Origin of the sequence: Arachnia propionica (genome assembly GCF_037055325.1) — a bacterium.
Lineage (GTDB): Bacteria > Actinomycetota > Actinomycetes > Propionibacteriales > Propionibacteriaceae > Arachnia.
Genome location: NZ_CP146373.1, coordinates 48,185 through 65,632 on the forward strand (window position 1 = coordinate 48,185; position 17,448 = coordinate 65,632).

At 63.7% G+C, this 17,448-nt stretch carries 21 protein-coding genes; 20 read left to right on the forward strand and 1 reads right to left on the reverse strand.

The features are described from left to right. Nucleotides 1-62 precede the first annotated feature (62 nt). The 18 genes from V7R84_RS00200 to V7R84_RS00285 all read left to right on the forward strand — a co-directional run bounded on the left by V7R84_RS00200 (nt 63) and on the right by V7R84_RS00285 (nt 14,598). A complete protein-coding gene (locus V7R84_RS00200) occupies nt 63-488 on the forward strand; it encodes a hypothetical protein (protein ID WP_338570799.1) in 426 nt (141 codons plus the stop codon). Further along, on the forward strand, nt 473-1,261 hold the full coding sequence (locus V7R84_RS00205) for a tetratricopeptide repeat protein (RefSeq protein WP_338570802.1): 789 nt from the start codon (nt 473-475) through the stop codon (nt 1,259-1,261). The genes V7R84_RS00200 and V7R84_RS00205 overlap by 16 nt, the downstream gene beginning before the upstream one ends. Continuing rightward, entirely contained in the window at nt 1,258-2,247 is a 990-nt protein-coding gene (locus V7R84_RS00210) for an HAD-IIA family hydrolase (protein ID WP_338570804.1), read from the forward strand. The genes V7R84_RS00205 and V7R84_RS00210 overlap by 4 nt, the downstream gene beginning before the upstream one ends. Continuing rightward, nucleotides 2,244-2,447 (forward strand): hypothetical protein, encoded by a 204-nt coding sequence (locus tag V7R84_RS00215; RefSeq protein ID WP_338570805.1) that lies wholly within the window; start codon nt 2,244-2,246, stop codon nt 2,445-2,447. The genes V7R84_RS00210 and V7R84_RS00215 overlap by 4 nt, the downstream gene beginning before the upstream one ends. Next, a complete protein-coding gene (locus V7R84_RS00220; RefSeq protein ID WP_338570807.1) occupies nt 2,444-3,181 on the forward strand; it encodes a TlyA family RNA methyltransferase in 738 nt (245 codons plus the stop codon). The genes V7R84_RS00215 and V7R84_RS00220 overlap by 4 nt, the downstream gene beginning before the upstream one ends. Continuing rightward, entirely contained in the window at nt 3,181-4,074 is an 894-nt protein-coding gene (locus V7R84_RS00225) for an NAD kinase (protein WP_338570810.1), read from the forward strand. Before V7R84_RS00220 ends, V7R84_RS00225 begins: the two co-directional genes overlap by 1 nt. A gap of 2 nt (nt 4,075-4,076) precedes the next feature. Next, complete coding sequence (gene recN, locus V7R84_RS00230) at nt 4,077-5,753, forward strand: DNA repair protein RecN (RefSeq protein WP_338570813.1); 1,677 nt, start codon at nt 4,077-4,079, stop codon at nt 5,751-5,753. Nucleotides 5,754-5,832: 79 nt separating this feature from the next. After that, nucleotides 5,833-6,402, forward strand: a complete 570-nt coding sequence (locus V7R84_RS00235; protein ID WP_338570815.1) for an isochorismatase family protein — start codon at nt 5,833-5,835, stop codon at nt 6,400-6,402. Nucleotides 6,403-6,737: 335 nt separating this feature from the next. Next, entirely contained in the window at nt 6,738-7,463 is a 726-nt protein-coding gene (locus tag V7R84_RS00240; protein ID WP_338570816.1) for a hypothetical protein, read from the forward strand. A 19-nt stretch (nt 7,464-7,482) separates the two neighbouring features. Continuing rightward, nucleotides 7,483-8,415, forward strand: coding sequence for an LCP family protein (locus V7R84_RS00245; RefSeq protein ID WP_338570818.1), 933 nt, complete (start codon nt 7,483-7,485; stop codon nt 8,413-8,415). 52 nt (nt 8,416-8,467) lie between these two features. Then, a complete protein-coding gene (locus tag V7R84_RS00250) occupies nt 8,468-9,094 on the forward strand; it encodes an NUDIX hydrolase (protein WP_338570821.1) in 627 nt (208 codons plus the stop codon). Further along, complete coding sequence (locus tag V7R84_RS00255; protein WP_338570824.1) at nt 9,095-10,006, forward strand: site-specific tyrosine recombinase XerD; 912 nt, start codon at nt 9,095-9,097, stop codon at nt 10,004-10,006. Between the two features lie 130 nt (nt 10,007-10,136). Continuing rightward, entirely contained in the window at nt 10,137-11,045 is a 909-nt protein-coding gene (locus V7R84_RS00260; protein ID WP_412728095.1) for a ParA family protein, read from the forward strand. Further along, nucleotides 11,042-11,413: a hypothetical protein gene (locus V7R84_RS00265; protein WP_338570827.1), complete on the forward strand. Its 372-nt coding sequence runs from the start codon at nt 11,042-11,044 to the stop codon at nt 11,411-11,413. Before V7R84_RS00260 ends, V7R84_RS00265 begins: the two co-directional genes overlap by 4 nt. Further along, on the forward strand, nt 11,410-12,234 hold the full coding sequence (locus V7R84_RS00270) for a segregation and condensation protein A (RefSeq protein ID WP_338570828.1): 825 nt from the start codon (nt 11,410-11,412) through the stop codon (nt 12,232-12,234). The genes V7R84_RS00265 and V7R84_RS00270 overlap by 4 nt, the downstream gene beginning before the upstream one ends. After that, nucleotides 12,231-12,794, forward strand: a complete 564-nt coding sequence (gene scpB, locus V7R84_RS00275; protein WP_338570830.1) for an SMC-Scp complex subunit ScpB — start codon at nt 12,231-12,233, stop codon at nt 12,792-12,794. The genes V7R84_RS00270 and scpB overlap by 4 nt, the downstream gene beginning before the upstream one ends. Next, nucleotides 12,787-13,521 (forward strand): pseudouridine synthase, encoded by a 735-nt coding sequence (locus V7R84_RS00280; RefSeq protein ID WP_338570833.1) that lies wholly within the window; start codon nt 12,787-12,789, stop codon nt 13,519-13,521. Before scpB ends, V7R84_RS00280 begins: the two co-directional genes overlap by 8 nt. 36 nt (nt 13,522-13,557) lie before the next feature. Next, complete coding sequence (locus V7R84_RS00285) at nt 13,558-14,598, forward strand: FKBP-type peptidyl-prolyl cis-trans isomerase (protein WP_338570835.1); 1,041 nt, start codon at nt 13,558-13,560, stop codon at nt 14,596-14,598. On the opposite strand, the gene gluQRS is transcribed toward V7R84_RS00285, so the two are convergent. After that, a complete protein-coding gene (gene gluQRS / locus V7R84_RS00290; RefSeq protein WP_338570838.1) occupies nt 14,583-15,503 on the reverse strand; it encodes a tRNA glutamyl-Q(34) synthetase GluQRS in 921 nt (306 codons plus the stop codon). The genes V7R84_RS00285 and gluQRS overlap by 16 nt on opposite strands. A gap of 65 nt (nt 15,504-15,568) precedes the next feature. On the opposite strand from gluQRS, the gene V7R84_RS00295 reads away from it, so the two are divergent. Together V7R84_RS00295 and V7R84_RS00300 are read left to right on the forward strand one after the other, a co-directional pair. After that, a complete protein-coding gene (locus V7R84_RS00295; RefSeq protein WP_338570840.1) occupies nt 15,569-16,495 on the forward strand; it encodes a helix-turn-helix transcriptional regulator in 927 nt (308 codons plus the stop codon). Continuing rightward, entirely contained in the window at nt 16,495-17,424 is a 930-nt protein-coding gene (locus V7R84_RS00300; RefSeq protein WP_338570842.1) for a WYL domain-containing protein, read from the forward strand. Before V7R84_RS00295 ends, V7R84_RS00300 begins: the two co-directional genes overlap by 1 nt. Nucleotides 17,425-17,448: the final 24 nt, after the last annotated feature.

Here is a 17,448-nt window from a genome sequence, read left to right on the forward strand (position 1 = left end):
GGAGAATCGGACCATGGGTTTTGAAGGAAAATCCCCAAAGGATGGTGCCAGGGGAGAGAAGCGTGGTGAACGTCGCAGTTCTCGTGACCAGCAAGGCACAGCCAAATTCGGGAGCCGCGCTGGGGAGACCCGGCGAGGCGGAGGGGGGAACAAGAACAAACGACAGGGAAGCCGGGAACAAGCACCGTGGCACCAGGACGGTCATAGTGGCGACCGTGCTTTTCGTCGTGAGGAGCGGCAGGGAGAGAGCGACTCTCGAGGCACTCGAAAACGTGGGCGCTTCGAGCAAGGCGGAGAGCGCAAAACGCGAGTTTTCCATGACGCCCGAAATGGGCAGCCGAATCGCCGCGAACCGCGAAGCAGAGGCGCTCGTGAAGATGAGGAGCGCCGCGTACCAAAACCGGGGACGGCTCCAGCGCAGAACGAGCCACCCACACCCGAGAACTTTGACGAGTCCCTGTTGCCTGCCAGCGTGCGTGCTGAGCTGAAAGGTCTGCCGAAGGACCTGGCGCAGACGGTGGGGGCTCACATCCTTGCAGCTGGCGAGTTGCTGGACGTCGATCCTGAACTGGCCCATCGGCATGCAGAAGCTGCGAGGAGGCGGGCGGGAAGACTGTCGGTGGTCCGGGAAGCAGCAGCTGAGACGGCTTACATGGCCGGGCACTACGACATCGCGCTGAGAGAGTTCAGAGCCATCAGGCGGATGAATGGGGGAGATGAACTCCTGCCGGTTCTCGCGGACTGCGAGCGTGCCCTGGGAAGGCATCGTGACGCACTCGATCTGCTCGCCACCTTGGACCAGGGAACGAAGAAACTGGGGCTTCGTATCGAGTGCATTCTCGTAGAAGCAGGAATTCGTAACGACCTCGGACAGCATGGAGAGGCGCTGAGAGTTCTGAAAGCAGCGATATCCCGCCAAGTCGGCCCGAAATTCGGACAGGCTCGTCTGCGATATGCCTACGCTGACCTGCTGGAGCGCGCAGGACGGGGCGATGCTGCACGGGAATGGTTCGAGTCGGCAGCTCGACTTGATCCTGAGGGACGGCTCGACGTCGCAGAGCGAATTGCGACTCTCGACGGCGTCACCCTGCCCGAGGACTTCGAACTGGTTTCTGCAACGGGGGAAGACCTCGAGACAGGCGACGAGAAGACCGAGGTGGTTGACATGGAAGATGCAATCGAAACCCAGGTGATCGACCTGCTCTCCCCTGAGGAAGAAATTGCGGAGATTCTCGAGGAGATCGACGGGAGCCGGGAGTGACGCCACTCGTCTCGAGCTATGACGCTGCCCTGTTCGATCTCGACGGGGTGATTTATCTCGGCCCGAATGCCATCGACGGGGTGGCTGGGTCGTTGACCCAGCTGCGTGAAAGGGGAATCCGGCTCGGTTTCGTCACCAACAACGCGGCACGTACTCCGACCGCTGTTGCCGAGCACCTGCGCCAGCTCGGGATCCGTGCCGAGGATTCGGATGTGGTCAATTCGACTCAGGCCATGGTGCGTATGCTCCGCAAGGAACTTCCCACGAAGGCAAAAGTGCTGGTAGTTGGCACTGATGCGCTTGCCGCCCAGCTGGCTGACGGCGGCTTTGTGCCGGTCTCAACCCTGGAAGAGAACCCGGTGGCCGTTGTGCAGGGCTACCATCCACAGCTTCCCTGGGCCCTCCTGGAACTTGGTGCTATCGCCATCCAAAAGGGGGCAGCATGGTATGCCACCAACCCGGACCAGACTCGCCCTACCGAGCGTGGAATCTTGCCGGGCTGTGGCGCACAGGTTGATCTGATAGCGGATTGCGTCGGGTTTCGTCCCTCCATGGCGGGCAAGCCGTTCCGGCCTCTTCTCGATGAAACCGTGTTGCGTCTTGCAGCAAAGCGTCCCGTCTTCGTCGGTGACCGTATCGACACGGACATCATTGGCGCAGGAAATGTCGGCATGGATTCGCTGTTCGTGTTCACGGGAGCGCACGGTAAGTATGATCTCGCAGCTGCCGATCCCATCGGTCGTCCAACGCACATCGGCTACGACATCTCTGCTCTGCTGGCGCCGGCCCGTGAGGTGGAGACCATCGGGAATGGATTTCGTTGCAGGGACGCAGAAGCGTGGATCATCGACGGAAGGGTCGTCACGGATATCGTTCCGGAGAAACTTGAAGGGCAACTCGATCTGTTGTGGTGTGTGTTGAACGCTGTCTGGCGATTTAATGCCGAAGGCAACGATGTGTTGGCGCGATTGGATCTACTGCGGTGACGGGTATCACCCCTCGCGACGTCGTTCCTGGTGACGTACGACGTCTCCAGACCATAGCCGACACCATGGTCGGGGTAGAAGGTGTGGAGAAACTACCGGTTGACGAGGCAATATCCCGGCTGGAAGCGGCTCACCGAGCGCTTGCCGAGGCGCTGAAACCCGAAACGGAGCCGCAGCCCGGAGGTGGGGCAGATCAGTGAGGTTGGACCAGGAACTCGTCATCCGAGGGCTGGCGCGTTCCCGCACCCAGGCGGCCCGGCTCGTGGCGGAAGGTCGTGTCAAGGTCTCCGGCGCTATCGCGCGGAAACCTGCGATGAGTGTGGACACTGAGACCGATATATCGGCTGATACCGAGAAGTGGGTTTCTCGTGCCGCCCACAAACTTCTGGGGGCGATCGAGGAGTCCGGAACCTCCATGGACGGGCGCGTACTTGATGCGGGGGCATCGACCGGGGGATTCACGCAGGTGGCATTGGCGCAGGGAGCGAAGCTGGTCTACGCAGTCGACGTTGGACACCATCAGCTCGCCGATCCGATCCGCTCAGATCCGCGGGTCCGGGTCCGGGAGGGCCTGAACCTGCGTGACCTCACCCTGGCCGATCTGGATGAGGAGTGTGTCGACGTCGTGGTCGGGGACGTCTCTTTCATCTCGCTCACGCTTCTGCTGCCATCGCTCCTCGGGGTTCTGCATCCCACGGGGGTTGCGCTTCTGCTGGTGAAGCCACAGTTCGAGGTGGGAAGAGATCGTCTCGGAGCGGGCGGGGTGGTCCGTGACTCCAGATTGCGTGAGGAAACCGTGGATGCCGTTGTGGAGGGTGCCGAAGATCTCGGGTGGGTTTGCGACTGGCGTGGCCCCAGCCGATTGCCCGGTGCTGGCGGCAATCAGGAGTTCTTCATTCGATTGTGCTCGGCTCGCGGCGCTTATTACCCTTGATGACCGTGGAAACCCGAACCGTCGCCGTGCTGCTGCACCCGGAACGTCCTGAAGCTCTGGATGCGGCAACGGCTTTCATGAGCCAGATGCCCGGCTTCAGGTTCCTGAGTTTCTCCGATGACGTGGAACGCCTGAAAAACCTTGTACCCGGAGCGGATCTTGAGCCCATTGACAAGAAACCGGCGGAACTGGCGGTCGTCTTCGGGGGTGATGGCACCCTTCTGCGAGCCGCAGAGTGGGCACAGCCTCTGGACGTCCCGTTGCTGGGGGTCAACCTCGGGCACGTCGGTTTCCTGGCGGAGCTGGAAACCTCGGACCTCACATCGTTGCCTCGGGCGGTGATCGGGGGACGCTACGAAACAGAGCAGCGTCTGGTGCTACGAGTCGAAGTGACCAACGCGTCCGGGACGATTCTGTGGTCCTCTTTCGCGGTCAATGAGGTATCGCTGGAGAAGTTGATGCGGGAGAAGATGCTGAACGTCCTCGTGCACGTCGACGCTCACCCGCTCTCCCGATGGGGATGTGATGGGGTGCTGGTGGCCACACCCACCGGATCCACCGCCTACGCGTTTTCCGGTGGTGGGCCCGTCGTGTGGCCCGAGGTGCAGGCGATGCTGCTGGTTCCCTTGTCTGCTCACGCTCTGTTCAACAGGCCCATGGTGCTCGCTCCCGACTCGCATGTCTCCCTCGAGTTGGGGGGGCCTGTGCCGCAGGGCATCATCTGGTGTGATGGCAGGCGCAGCTTCGAGGTGGGATCCGGACATCGGGTGGCGATCAAGGCCAGCGGACATCCGCTGCGTTTGGCTCGACTCTCTGAGCAGCCCTTCACCACGAGACTGATGCGGAAGTTCAAGCTGCCGATCGACGGCTGGCGGCGTCCACCCCGGAGGTGAACATGTTGACAGAGCTTCGTTTGAATTCGCTCGGAGTGGTGGCGGAGGCCGTCCTGCCGTTGGGTCCCGGGCTCACCGCGTTGACGGGAGAGACGGGCGCAGGAAAGACGATGATCGTCGCGGGACTCGGCCTGCTGCTGGGGGCCAGGGCCGATGCGTCGCTGGTCAGGAATGGGCAGGACAGGGCGCTCGTGCAGGGACGTTGGGAGGTCGGCGAGCTCATGGCCGAGGCGGTTGAGGCCCTCGGAGGGGACCTCGACGATGGGGTTGAGCTCGCCACCCTCCGGCAGGTCTCCTCCCAGGGACGCTCTCGCGCCACGGTTGGTGGGGCTCAGGTTCCCGTGTCCACCCTGGCTGGTTTGCTGGCTGAACTGGCGACGATCCACGGCCAGTCCGAACAGGTGCGGCTCTCCAGCCCGGAAAGGCAACGGGAGCTGCTCGATGCCTTCGCGGCACCGGCAGCGCTGGAGGACTACCGCCGCGACTTCGCGGAGCACCGCCGGATCACCGAAGAGCTTGCGAGGCTCGAAGCCGAGGCGATGAACCGGGCTCGGGAAATCGATGTGCTGAGGTTCGGGTTGGAAGAGATCGCGGCCGTTAACCCCCAGGAGGGGGAGGACGAGGCCCTGGCGGCAGAAGCGGTGCGTCTGGCTGATGCGGATGACCTCAAGGCCTTGGCGATGACAGCACGGGGTGCGTTGAGTGGGTCGGAGGAGGATCTCGACGCCCCCAGCGTGCTCGGGCTGGTCGGAGTGGCGCGCAAGGCCCTCGAAACGCTCTCCGAACGTGACCCGGGTGCCACTGAGCTGGCGCGACGGATCACCGAGACGAATTACCTGCTGACTGACCTCGCCCAGGACGTCGCGGGCTATACCGCCGACCTTGTCACCGACCCACTCAGGCAGGAGGCTGTTGCCGATCGCCGAGGCCAGCTCGCGACCCTGACCCGTAAGTACGGCAATGATGTCGCGGAGGTACTTGAGTGGGCGGAGCGGGCAACCGGGCAGCTGGCCGAGCTCGACGGAGCCGATGACCGGATCGAGGAACTGCGAAAGCGGGCCGCTGTCCTTGACGAGGCCCTCGACTCGGCGGCAGCCAGGATTTCTCGGGCTCGCAAGGAGGCCGCGGGAAGGTTGGCGAAGCTTGCATCCGCCGAGCTGACGGCCTTGGCGATGCCGCATGCCAGGCTGGAGTTCGCAGTCACAAAGGCCCTGCGTGGCCCTCACGGTGCAGATCGGATCGAGCTGGTCTTCACCGCCAATCCCGGTTCCGTCCCTGGGCCGCTGGGAAAGATCGCATCTGGCGGGGAACTTTCCCGCGTCCGGTTGGCACTCGAGGTGGTGCTCGCTGGACAGTCCCCAGGGCACACCTTCGTTTTCGACGAAGTGGACGCCGGGGTCGGTGGAGCCGTTGGCCTGGAGATCGGAAGAAGGCTGAAACGGCTGGCAGCGAACGGCCAAGTGATCGTGGTTACCCACCTGGCGCAGGTGGCGGCGTTCGCAGATCAACATTTCTTGATTGCCAAATCCAGTGATGGGCAGGTCACGACCTCGGACGTCACCCCTCTCGGCGAGGAGGAGCGCGCTGCCGAGCTGGCACGCATGATGAGCGGCAGCGGGGAATCTGACGCAGGTTTGAGACACGCGAAGGAACTGCTCAGAATCGCGCGGACCGGCTAAGAGCAGGACCGGGCGCCGCCGTCGCATCAAAGCGGCCCACAGGAACACGCCTGTTCGTGAACCCCTAGAATTGTCAGACATGAGCCGTGCCCTGATTGTGGTCGATGTCCAGCGCGATTTCTGCGAGGGAGGGGCGCTCGCTGTGTCTGGAGGAGCTGCGGTTGCCGGGGACATCAACCGGATGTTGTCGGGCGACCATGGCTACGACATGGTGGTGGCGACCCGGGATCATCATGTTGATCCGGGCGAGCACTTCAGCGACTCCCCGGATTTCAAGGACTCCTGGCCTCCGCACTGCGTTGCGGGTACCTCAGGTGCGCAACAGCATCCCGGGTTGACCTTCGCGGAGTGGGACGCCGTGTTCCTGAAAGGCCGCGATGCGGCTGCTTACTCGGGTTTCGAGGGAACCGATGAGAGGACCGGTGAACTGTTGGGGGACTACCTGAGGAAACACGGCGTCACCGAGGTGGATGTCTGCGGGATAGCTGCCGACTACTGCGTCGATGCCACGGCGCGTGACGCTGCCGCCGCTGGTTTCGGAACGACCGTTCTGACCGATCTGACGGTTGCTGTCCACCGTGATTCTTTGACGAAACTGAAGGCCGACTGGGCGGACACAGGTGTGTTGATGCGCGCGGCCGTGGAGTGATGAGGTCCATGAAACTTCATGGATGACGTGAGAAACAGAGCCAGGTTGAAAGTGAAAGTTTCTCTGGGGAAGAGGCCGTGCGAGCCAACCATGGAGGACAGAGGGTGCGTGGGGAACAGGACGTGTTGATCCCGCGGTGATCCTGACGACTGCTCCTCGGGCATGTGCTTTTCCGCGGCTACGTGTGTCTGCTTCCGCGACATGCGCGAACTGGTTCTGGTGGATTCGAAAGAGCCTCATACGGTGAAGTCTCGGGACTATCCAGGTGGGCTTGTGATGGTATACCGTAAGTTTCGTGCGTGGCATCGGGCTGCGCGAAACAGAGGGGAAGATAAATGAAGAAGCGTGTCCTTGCCGGGACAGCTGCCCTTGCACTAGGGCTGACTGGTGTCATCGGTGTCAACCAGGCCTCCGCGGATGAAGGTGCTGCGCCTTCGCTGACCGTTCGTGCCGTCAACACTGCGCAGGGTGACGCCTCGGCGTATCTCATGGCAAAGTGCCCCGAGCACACTGCAAAGGCGATTATCAAGGTCGGTGACCGGAAGACCGAGACCATCAACTTGAAGAACGCGCCGTCCGAGTTCGGGTACATGATAAGCAGCAACCAGGGACAGGCCCCGACGTCGCTGACCTGCTTCGACTACCAGGAGAAGTCCACCAACACCACCGTCACCATTGACCTGACCAAGGCTGTCGGCCCACAGGTTACGGTCACCGGCGATGGCGTGGCGCGCAAGGCCGCTCCTGGAGGAAACATCACGGTCGGCGCCACCGGTTTCACAGCTGGCCAGGAACTCGACTTCACGCTTTACTCCAAGCCTTACCCGCTCGGCAAGGCCACCGTTTCTGCGGGCGGCTCCGCTCAGTTGAGCGCTGTCGTCAGCAGCGATGTGATCCCCGGAAGCAGCCACTACGTCGTTGTCAAGAGCGACAAGGACGAGATTGGTCTGGCCAACGTCGCGATCGTGAACAAGGACGATCTGAAGAAGGGCCAGCCCGAAGACAACGGTGGTAAGCAGAAGGGCAAGCCCGGTCTGCCTCGTACCGGTGCCGCAGCCTGATTCGACCAAGGACCGCCCCGTGCCTGAAGGCCCGGGGCGGTTTGCCGTTCCCGGGTGGCTCTGGAAACCCGGGGTGCTGATTCTTGCGGTCGTGGTCGGTTTGGTGACCGCTGGGGTGTTGTTGAACGCCCGCGCGAACCGCTTGGACCTAAGGCTGCATGCCTCGCTAAACGACGGACGCACTCTCCTTGTGGTCGGGATCGATGACCGCTCCTTGGCGCCAGAAGGCACCACTGACTTCGGCGAGCTTGACGATGAACACGGTTCCCGGGCCGACCTGATCCTGGCCCTCAGACGAAGCGGGGGAGAGACCCACGCTGCAAGCATTCCCCGAGATCTCGTGGTCGAGGTCGCTCCCAACGAGTACGACCGTCTGGCCACCAGCTGGCTGCGCGGCCCGCAGGCTTTCGTGGACGGCCTGTGCCGCAGTCTTGCCATGCCTGTGGATCACTTGGCCGTGGTGAACCTCCGCGGATTCGTTACCCTCGTCGATGCAGTCGGGGGAGTGGAGGTCACCCTGGAACATCCGCTGCGGGACGACCACGCACACATAGATCTCCCAACAGGTACCCAGCTGCTCGACGGACGCGCGGCGCTCGGTTTCGTGCGCAGTCGGCAGGGGGAGATTCTCGTTGACGGTGCTTGGGTCGCAGATCCCGAGGGTGCAGCAGGGCGGCAGCGGCGTGGCGGCGAGGTGTTTCGAGCCGTCCTGAGGAGGCTTCCGCGCAACCCTGTGACCCTCTACTCGCTGGCTTGGAGGACGCTGCCGGAAACCTCCCTCAGCGGCGGCACCTCCCTGCTGGACGTGGCCGGATTCCGGGACCTTCAGGGTGATTTCACCGGAATTCCTGTTGAGGGCGGCAGGGATGCTGATGACTGGGTGGCCACGGCCAATGACCAGACTCGAGCCGCCCTGGCCAGGACCGGGCTGGCCGGGGGATGTAGCGTCTGAGTGGCGCAGGATGGATGACGCCGCACAAGGGTGGCAACTAGGAGGAAAGCGGATGAGCTGGGATCGACCCGTCGCCTGGGAGGTCAGGAAACGAACCGAGCTGGGGAAGGGACACGTCTCCACCTTCGTCGATGAGACGATAGCCACTCCTTCCGGGGAGGTCATCGCACGCCAATACTTGACTCATCCCGGCGCGGTGGCGGTGGTCTGCTGGGACGAGAAACGCGATGCTATAGCGGTGGTGCGCCAGTACCGACACCCCGTGAGGTATGAACTGGTGGAGATCCCGGCCGGGCTTCTCGACATGGATGGCGAGGAGCACGTGACGGCGGCGCAGCGGGAACTCGCGGAGGAGGCCGAACTGGCCGCCGGGCGCTGGAACGTGTTGGTGGACATCACCACCACCCCAGGAGCCTGTGAGGAATCGCTGCGGATCTACCTGGCCCGCAACCCACGCAACGCTTCCCGCCCGGACGGTTTCGTCCTGGAGGGTGAGGAGGCGCACATGCGATCCGAATGGGTGCCGCGCGAGGACCTGGTGGCGGCAGTGCTGGCGGGGCAGTGCCAATCTCCGACGCTGGTGGCGGGAACCTTGGCCCTCGAAACCGCCAGGCTGTCCGGTCGCATCGACCAGCTGCGTCCCGCTGATGCTCCTTGGCCGATCAGAGCCGGTCGCTGAGTGAGCGCCGCCGAGGACGCGCTGGAGCAATATCTGGCACATGTACGTGTGGAACGGGGACTGCGAGCGAACACTGTCGCCGCCTATCGCCGCGACCTGGAACGCTACCTTGCTTTCTTGGCGGCCCGGGGTGTGACCGACCTGGGGGAGGTGAGCCCCATCGAGATCAGTGAATACGTTCGTGAACTGGCTGGAGGACTCAAGGGGGCTTCAGTGGCGCGGGCACTCGTCAGCGTGCGTAACCTCCACGCCTTCGCCCACGAGGAGAAAATGACCTCCGAGAATCCGGCCTCCGAGATTCAGGTACCCAAGCTGGGTAAGCGACTCCCCAAGGCGCTCAGTGTAGCCGAGGTCGAGAGGCTGCTCGTTACCCCTGACAGGAAGGATCCCATCGGGTTGCGGGATGCCGCCCTGGTGGAGCTGCTCTACGGTACGGGTGCCCGGATTTCGGAGATCACGAGTCTCGACGTCGACGACGTCACCACGGTCATGGCTGACGAGGGAGCCGGGCTGAGGCTCAGAGGAAAGGGTGGAAAGGAACGGGTGGTTCCCCTCGGTAGTTTCGCCCGGGATGTCCTCGAGGCCTATCTGGTGCGATCTCGCCCCGGGCTCGCAGTTAAGGGCGACGGTGGCGGAGCGCTGCTGCTGAACACCCTTGGAAGGCGGCTGTCGCGCAACTCGGCATTCGCCATCGTCTCCAGGTGTGCCAAGCTCGCCGGGATTGAGATGGAAGTCTCACCCCACTCGCTGCGGCACAGCTATGCCACCCATCTTCTTGAAGGCGGCGCCGACGTGAGGGTGGTGCAGGAACTGCTCGGGCATGCGTCGGTGGCCACCACTCAGATCTACACCCTCGTCACCGTGGATCGTCTCCGTGAGGTCTACCTGGAGGCGCACCCGCGGGCGAGGTGAGAGAAAGGCCGGAGCCTGCTGTCGTGTGGGACCGGCACGGATGGTTGGTTCGTTAGTTTCGTGTGCCGACGCGACCTCTGAACACGAGCGCGACAGAAACGACCTCGTTAGGATGGACTTGTCGACATTTATAGGAGGCGAAGTGGCCGACAAACTGTTCAAGGTCCCCGACGCGCCCGCTGAGTCAACCCTTCCCGAGGAGCTCGGACCAACGGGGCGGCCCATGCCTGATCTTCCCGTGCCCATGCCCCCCGCACCTGGTAGGGACATGCACGCCACCATCATCTCGATGTGCAACCAGAAGGGTGGGGTCGGGAAAACCACCACCACCATCAACCTGGGGGCCGCACTGGTGGAACTCGGCCACGAGGTGCTGTTGGTTGACTTCGACCCGCAGGGGTCGCTGTCCGTGGGGCTCGGCGTCAATCCTCACACTTTGGAACGCAGCGTCTACAACCTTCTGCTTTCCCGCGAGTACACGCCGGATGAGGTGATCCAGCCCACCTCCGTCGAGGGAATGGACATCCTTCCCAGCAACATCGACTTGTCCGCCGCCGAGGTGCAGCTCGTCAGTGAGGTGGCGCGTGAGCAGACCCTCAGCCGGCTACTGGAACCGCTGCGCAGCAAGTATGACTTCATCCTTGTCGACTGCGCCCCCAGCCTGGGGCTGCTAACCATCAATGCCCTGACCGCCAGCGACTACGTCATCATGCCACTGGAGTGCGAGTTCTTTGCCCTGCGAGGCATAGCCTTGCTGACCGACACCATTTCCAAGGTCTCCGACAGGCTCAACCCGAACCTGAAAATCCTCGGCATCCTTGGAACCATGTACGACGGGCGGACCCTCCACTCCCGTGAAGTGCTGGAACGAGTCGTCCAGGCCTTTGGCAACGATGTCTTCCACACTGTTATTCGACGCACCGTGAAGTTCCCTGAGACCACCGTTGCAGGTGAACCCATCACCACCTACGCATCAGCGTCCAAGGGGGCCGACGCCTACCGGATGCTCGCCCGAGAGGTGTTGCGGAAGTGCCGGTGAACAAGAGAGCGAGCCTGCCCGGGGCGAGCGAGCTGTTCCGCCCCACCAAGGCCCCAGGACCGGTGACTCCGGCGACCCCAGCGCCACGCCAAGAACCAGAACGGCCTGAGAAACCTGCACAACAAGGGCAGCAGAAGTCATCTCGTCCCGTAGCCACGGGCCGGGTCAAACACGATCAGAAGATCACGGTCTACTTCTCCTCCGAGGAACTGTTCGCACTGGAGGACGCGACGCTGGAACTGAAACGTCGGCACGGCATCAACCTTGATCGGGGGCGTCTCGTTCGCACCGCTGTCGCCTTGGCGCTGCTTGATCTGGCCGAGAATGGAGCCGCCTCAGCGGTGGTCACGGAGCTCAACCGGACGTGAGCCGACGAGCTCGCACCCGAGCCGAGGAGAAACCACAGAGCACCCCGGGGTTTGAGGTGCACCTGGAGAACTTCGAGGGACCGTTTGACCTGCTGCTCCAGCTCATTTCCCGCCGCGAACTGGACGTCACCCAAGTGGCGCTGAGCCAGGTCACCGACGAGTTCATCGCCCATGTCCGCGCCGCCGGTGAAGTGTTGGGTCTGGAACAGACCAGCTCTTTCCTGGTGGTGGCCGCCACCCTCCTGGACTTGAAAGCCGCTCGACTGCTGCCAGGTGGTGAGGTGACCGACCCTGAGGATCTGGCAGCCTTGGAGGCCCGGGACCTGCTGTTCGCCCGGCTGCTCCAGTACCGGGCGTTCAAGCAGCTGGCTGCCTGGGTGGAGGAAGCCATGACCACGGCTGGCCGTCAACAGTGGCGTCCTGGCGGGTTGGAGGAGCGATTCCGCGGTGTTCTGGTCCAAGTCGAGTTGCCGATCGGCCCCGAGGAACTGGTGCAGCTGGCTGCCCGGGCATTGGCGCCGAAACCGGCACCGGTCGTGCAGCTCGCCCACCTGCACGGCAGCCGCGTCAGTGTCGTGGAGCAGACCGGGATCGTTGCAGAACTGCTGGCCGGGAAGGGACAGCTCACGTTCCGCTCCCTGGTCGCGGGGTGTGACCGGTTGACCACGGTGGTGCGATTTCTCGCGGTCCTCGAGCTGTTCCGCGCCGGACGGGTCAGTTTTGAACAAGCCGGTCCGCTCACGGAGCTCAGTATCCGCTGGTCAGGGGGAGAGACCACGGGAATCGTCGTGGACGAGTACGAGACCGAGGAGGAGATGTGAGCATCGCCCGCGCCGTCGAGGCACTTCTGCTCATGGCCACTGAACCCGTTCGGGCAACTGACCTTGCAACCCAGCTGGGAGTACCGGAACGCGAGGTGCTCGAAGAGCTGGAACAGTTGGAAGGGTTCTATCGGGACACTGAACGAGGTTTCGAGTTGTGCCGTGTCGCAGGAGGATGGCGTCTGGCCACCTCCCCGGATCTCGCTGAGGTGCTGGAGGCCGCGGTGGTTGCGGAAACCCGGGCCCGGCTCAGCCAGGCGGCCCTGGAAACCCTGGCGGTCATCGCCTACCTCCAGCCTGTGACCCGCGGTCGGGTTTCTGGAGTACGGGGTGTGAGTGTCGACGGCGTCGTCCGAACCCTGCTGGCCCACGGCCTGATCACCGAGGCAGGGGAGGAACCGAATGGGGCCATGACCTTCACCACCACTCCGTTGTTCCTGCAGAAACTGGGGCTCGACTCGCTGGACGAGCTACCGGACTTGGCGCCACTGCTGCCCGACGCCGTAGCCTTGGAAGCCGAACTTCGCGCAGCATCGGGAATCGAGGAGCAACATGACTGAGCCGGAAGGCATCCGCTTGCAGAAGGTGCTGGCGGCAGCCGGGGTGGCGTCGCGCCGGGCCAGCGAGATCCTGATCTCCGAGGGGCGCGTGGAGGTCAACGGCAAGGTGGTCTCCGAACAAGGGCGCCGAGTAGACCCGGACCGTGACACCATCCGGGTCGATGGGGCTCGCATCCCCCCGCCACGCAGACACCGCTATTTGGTGCTGAACAAGCCTCGCGGGGTGGTTTCCACCATGGATGACCCGGAGGGCAGGCGCACCTTGGTGGACTACCTACCTCGCAAATCAGAAAGGCTCTTCCACATCGGACGCCTCGACACCGACACCGAGGGCCTGATCCTGTTGACCAACGACGGTGAGTTTGCCCATCGCCTCTCCCACCCCAGTTTCGAGGTTCCGAAGACCTACGTGGCGGAGGTTGCTGGTGTCGTGGACCAGAGGACCATCCAACGCCTGGAGAAGGGCCGGCGGCTCGATGACGGTCCCGTCAAGCCTGACCGGGTCAAGCTGCTCTCGCGTGGTGAGTCGCGTTCTTTGTTGGCGATTACTCTTCACGAGGGTCGCAACCGTGTTGTCAGACGCATGATGGATTCTGTGGGGCATCCGGTGGATCGGTTGGCGCGCACCGGCATCGGGCCTGTCAGGCTTGGTCAGCTTGCGCTCGGGACTACCCGAGAGCTGACTCGTGAGGAGCTAGGTAGGCTACTTGACCTGGTCGGTATGTGATGGGGGCAGTGAACCCTCTGGGGTAACATCTGCTGGGTGCGTTTGAGTGAAGTGATGACCCGAGCGCGGATGGTCCTCGCGACCGCCGCGCTGTCCGCGCTGGCCCTGACAGCCTGCTCCGGCGATCCGACCACCAATCCCTCTGGGGGGAACACGGATGATGCGGCGACGACACCCGCCGCATCCCCGAACGATTCATCCTCGTCCCCGGACCCTCTTCCTACGGAAAGCCTCATTCCTTCTGAGAACCTCGATGCCATTACTGTCTCGGATGCTGATGTGCCCGAGGTCACGGTTCCAGCGCCGTGGGCCATCAGCAGTACCCAGACGAAGGTGTTGCGTGACAGTAGCAGCCCTCAGGTCGTGGGCGAGAAAGCCAGGGTCACCGTCAATTACGTCGGTGTCAATGGGCGCACCGGGGCTGTGTTCGACAGTTCCTTTCAGAGAGGGCAGGAGGCTGCCTTCTCGTTGGAGAAAGTAGTCACAGGGTTCAAGAACGGTCTCGCCGGGCAGAAGGTCGGCTCCAGGGTGTTGATCGGCATGACCGGGGCCGACGGCTACGCCCAGGGAAATCCCCAGGCAGGCATCCAGGCGGGTGATTCCCTGGTGTTTGTCGTCGACATCATCGCCTCCTCCTACGACGAGGCGCTGGGTGAGGCTGTGACCCCGGCTGAGGGGCTGCCTACGATGACCATGACCGACGGCAAACCTGAACTGACGTTTCCAGAGGCTGGGGTCAATGCCGACCAGCTGGTGGTGCAGCCACTCATCAAGGGTGCCGGCGCGGAAATCGCGGCCGACTCCACCATCAGTGTCAAGTTCCGGGTTTGGGGAGCGAAATCCGGGAAATTGATCCTGGACGGTTGGTCGGAGGCCCAGAGCAGCAAGCTCTCGGCCCTCATCAGCGGCTGGAAGACGGGCCTGCTGGGGCAGACCGCGGGATCGCGGGTGATGCTCGTCGTGCCCGCCGCGGACTCGTATCCCAACGGTGAGCCCAGCAAAGGGCTGGAGGCCGGTGAGGGTGTCGTCTACGTGATCGACATTCTGGATGTTCAAGCCCCTCAGAAAGAAAGTTGACGAAATCCGCGCCCTGTCCACGTGACGGGGGCGTGGAACTCATCGGGAAGGGGCCTCGGCATCACAGCCAGGGCCCCTTCCGGTGTCTCGTGCCGTCCGATTCCGAGCGAGGCCGTCAGATCGGCAACAACCTCGGAGAGCCGCCACCCCCGGGCGAGCAGATCATTCAAGGTGACCGCACCGTCGCGTTTCGCAAGGCGTTTCCCGTCGGAATTGGTGACCAGCCCGATGTGTGCGTAGCTCGGTGGTTGGCCACCCAGCAGGGTTGTGAGCCAGGCCTGGCGAGGTGCCGAACCGAGAAGATCGGCGCCCCGGGTGATTCGGGTCACCCCTTGATACAGGTCGTCGATCACGGTCGCGAAGTTGTACGCGGGCACTCCGTCGCCTCGGACCAGCACGAAATCGTCGACGACGCCGGTCACGGTGCCCGCGAAGAGATCGGTCACGGTGAACCGGGCACTCTCAGCGCGGATTCGAATCGCGGCCGGGCGCTGCTCCCTGCGCTGGTTCCTTTCCGCCGTGGAAAGCCGTGCGCAGGTTCCCGGATACGGGCGATGACCGTCACCGTGCGGGGCGGATGCGGCCTGCACGATCTCCTTGCGCGTACAGAAACACTCGTAGGTGCGGTCCCGCAAACGGCCAAGGGCGTCGCGGTAGGCGTCCAATCGCTCGGACTGGGTCACTACCTCGCCGTCCCAGATCATCCCCAGCCTCCGGAGGTCGGCCAGCTGTCGGGAGGCGGCTCCACCAGCCGCCCTCACCCGGGCTGCATCGAGGTCCTCAACGCGCAGCAGCCACCGCCCTTCTGCTCGCCGAGTGAGCAGCCAACCGGCAAGTGCTGTACGCAGATTCCCCAGATGCAGATCGGACGTCGGGGAGGGTGCGTAACGGTCAACGATTGGCATACCTCCATTGTTGCGGGGCGAACTCCCCGGTACCCTCTAACCCACCAGGTCACCAGGGAGATGAGATGTCGGCAAGCAAATCGGAGCGGTTGCTGAACCTGCTGATCATGCTGCTCAGCACGCGAGACTGGGTGGGTCGGGAGCGAATCCGGCAGGTCATCGAGGGGTATCGCGGATTGGACGACCGGAACTTCGACCGCACCTTCGAACGGGACAAGGCCGAGCTGCGAAACATTGGGGTCCCGGTGGAAACAGGAAACCACGGTCCCGATGGGGGCGACCCCGGTTACCGGGTGGATCGTTCCGCATTCGAACTGCCACCGGTTTCCTTCACCGCGGACGAATTGGCAGCCCTGGGGGCTGCCGCTCGCGTGTGGCAGGACAGCGTTGCGGCCGACGACACCCGCGTGGCACTCGCAACATTGCGGGCGGCAGGTGCCGATCCGGACGCCGCCCGGCTGCTGACCCTGCAGCCGCAGCTCACCTCGGTCGACGGGCTCGACGTGTGGTGGGGGGCGCTGCGGGACCGCCGCGAGGTGCGTTTTGGGTACCGCGGCGAGCCCCGAAGACTTCAGCCGTGGCGGATCGTGCAGCGCCGTGGACACTGGTACGTGATCGGGTTCGACCTCGACCGTGCGGAAAGACGCCACTTCAAACTTTCGCGACTCACGGCACCGCCGAGGGCGGTGGGGGAAAGCGCGTCCTACGAACCGCCGGAGGATGTGATCGCCGAGTTCACGCCGTCGGAGCCGGACCCGATTGCGCGGGTGGCTCTGCGTCACGGACACGGGCACGACCTGGCTCGCAACGGCCGGCCGGCCACGCCGTTGGCTGGTGACCCGGAAGGATTCGAGGTCTACGAACTGCCGCTGACGCCGGTGCTCGTTGGTGAGATCTGCGCTCTGGGTGCGGATGCCATCGCCCTGGCGCCAGACGAGCTGGTGGATGACGTGGTGGCCCGGCTCAGAGCAGTTGCAGGGAGGTCTGCCTGATGAGATCGACAGATCAGGTGCGGCGTCTCATCCAGTTGGTGCCGTACCTCACCCAGCACCCGGGAGTGACGGTGACCGAAGTCGCCCATGACTTTCAGACAACTCCGGCGGTGATTCTGCGGGACCTGGAGGTGATCCAGTTTTGTGGGATGCCCGGAGGATTGACTGATGATCTCTTCGACGTCGACATCGAGGGGGTCCGGGCCGATGGGGAGATCTACCTGTACAACTCCGATGTACTTGCCCGTCCCATGACCCTGACTGCCGGCCAGGCGGCAAGCCTCATGGTTGCCTTGGGTGCCCTCGTTGAGCTCGGATCCGATGCGGCTGCCAGCGCCAGGGCAAAACTCAGCGAGGCCTGCGGACAGGCAGAAACCGGGATTGAAGTCACCCTGACCGCTGGGGATGAGGAGACCCGCCGCGTCCTGACCCGGGCTTGTGAGGATCGTCGCGTGGTGCGGATCGAGCACGAGGGAACCGGGGGACGGGCTGTCGTGGAGGTGGAACCCGCCCGCCTGAGGGTGGTGGACGGCACCACCTATCTCGACGCGTGGTCCCGGCTTCGGGACGCCTGGCGCAGTTTTCGTATGGACCGGATCCGTGCTGTCGTGATGTGTGATGAGACAGCTCCGCCGCGCGAAGGTCTGGAGGAGGCCACGGGTTCCTGGTTCGCGGACTCCGAACGCAGAGTGGAGCTCTCCCTCCGTCCCGGCGCCGCCTGGGTTGCTGAGTACTACCCGACCCATTCGGTTGAGGCAGACGTGACCGGCCTGAAGGTGGTGCTTCCCGTCGGCAGCCGTGATTGGCTGGTCTCGTTGCTGCTGCGGCTCGGGGAGGACGTCGTGATCGTCAGCGACGGTGAGGCCGTTACAGAGGCCGCGGCGCGAGCCCGAGAGGCCTTGTGTGCCTATGAATCTTCGACAACCTGACTGAACCTGGACGTGGTGTCGGGT

What these genes read in the sequence shown, in the direction of transcription:
- V7R84_RS00240 (WP_338570816.1), top strand. Translation starts at nt 6,738, where the DNA reads ATGAAGAAGCGTGTCCTTGCCGGGACAGCTGCCCTTGCACTAGGGCTG.
- V7R84_RS00300 (WP_338570842.1), top strand. Translation starts at nt 16,495, where the DNA reads ATGAGATCGACAGATCAGGTGCGGCGTCTCATCCAGTTGGTGCCGTAC.
- V7R84_RS00280 (WP_338570833.1), top strand. Translation starts at nt 12,787, where the DNA reads ATGACTGAGCCGGAAGGCATCCGCTTGCAGAAGGTGCTGGCGGCAGCC.
- V7R84_RS00250 (WP_338570821.1), top strand. Translation starts at nt 8,468, where the DNA reads ATGAGCTGGGATCGACCCGTCGCCTGGGAGGTCAGGAAACGAACCGAG.
- V7R84_RS00225 (WP_338570810.1), top strand. Translation starts at nt 3,181, where the DNA reads ATGACCGTGGAAACCCGAACCGTCGCCGTGCTGCTGCACCCGGAACGT.
- gluQRS (WP_338570838.1), bottom strand. Translation starts at nt 15,503, where the DNA reads ATGCCAATCGTTGACCGTTACGCACCCTCCCCGACGTCCGATCTGCAT.
- recN (WP_338570813.1), top strand. Translation starts at nt 4,077, where the DNA reads ATGTTGACAGAGCTTCGTTTGAATTCGCTCGGAGTGGTGGCGGAGGCC.
- V7R84_RS00235 (WP_338570815.1), top strand. Translation starts at nt 5,833, where the DNA reads ATGAGCCGTGCCCTGATTGTGGTCGATGTCCAGCGCGATTTCTGCGAG.
- V7R84_RS00295 (WP_338570840.1), top strand. Translation starts at nt 15,569, where the DNA reads ATGTCGGCAAGCAAATCGGAGCGGTTGCTGAACCTGCTGATCATGCTG.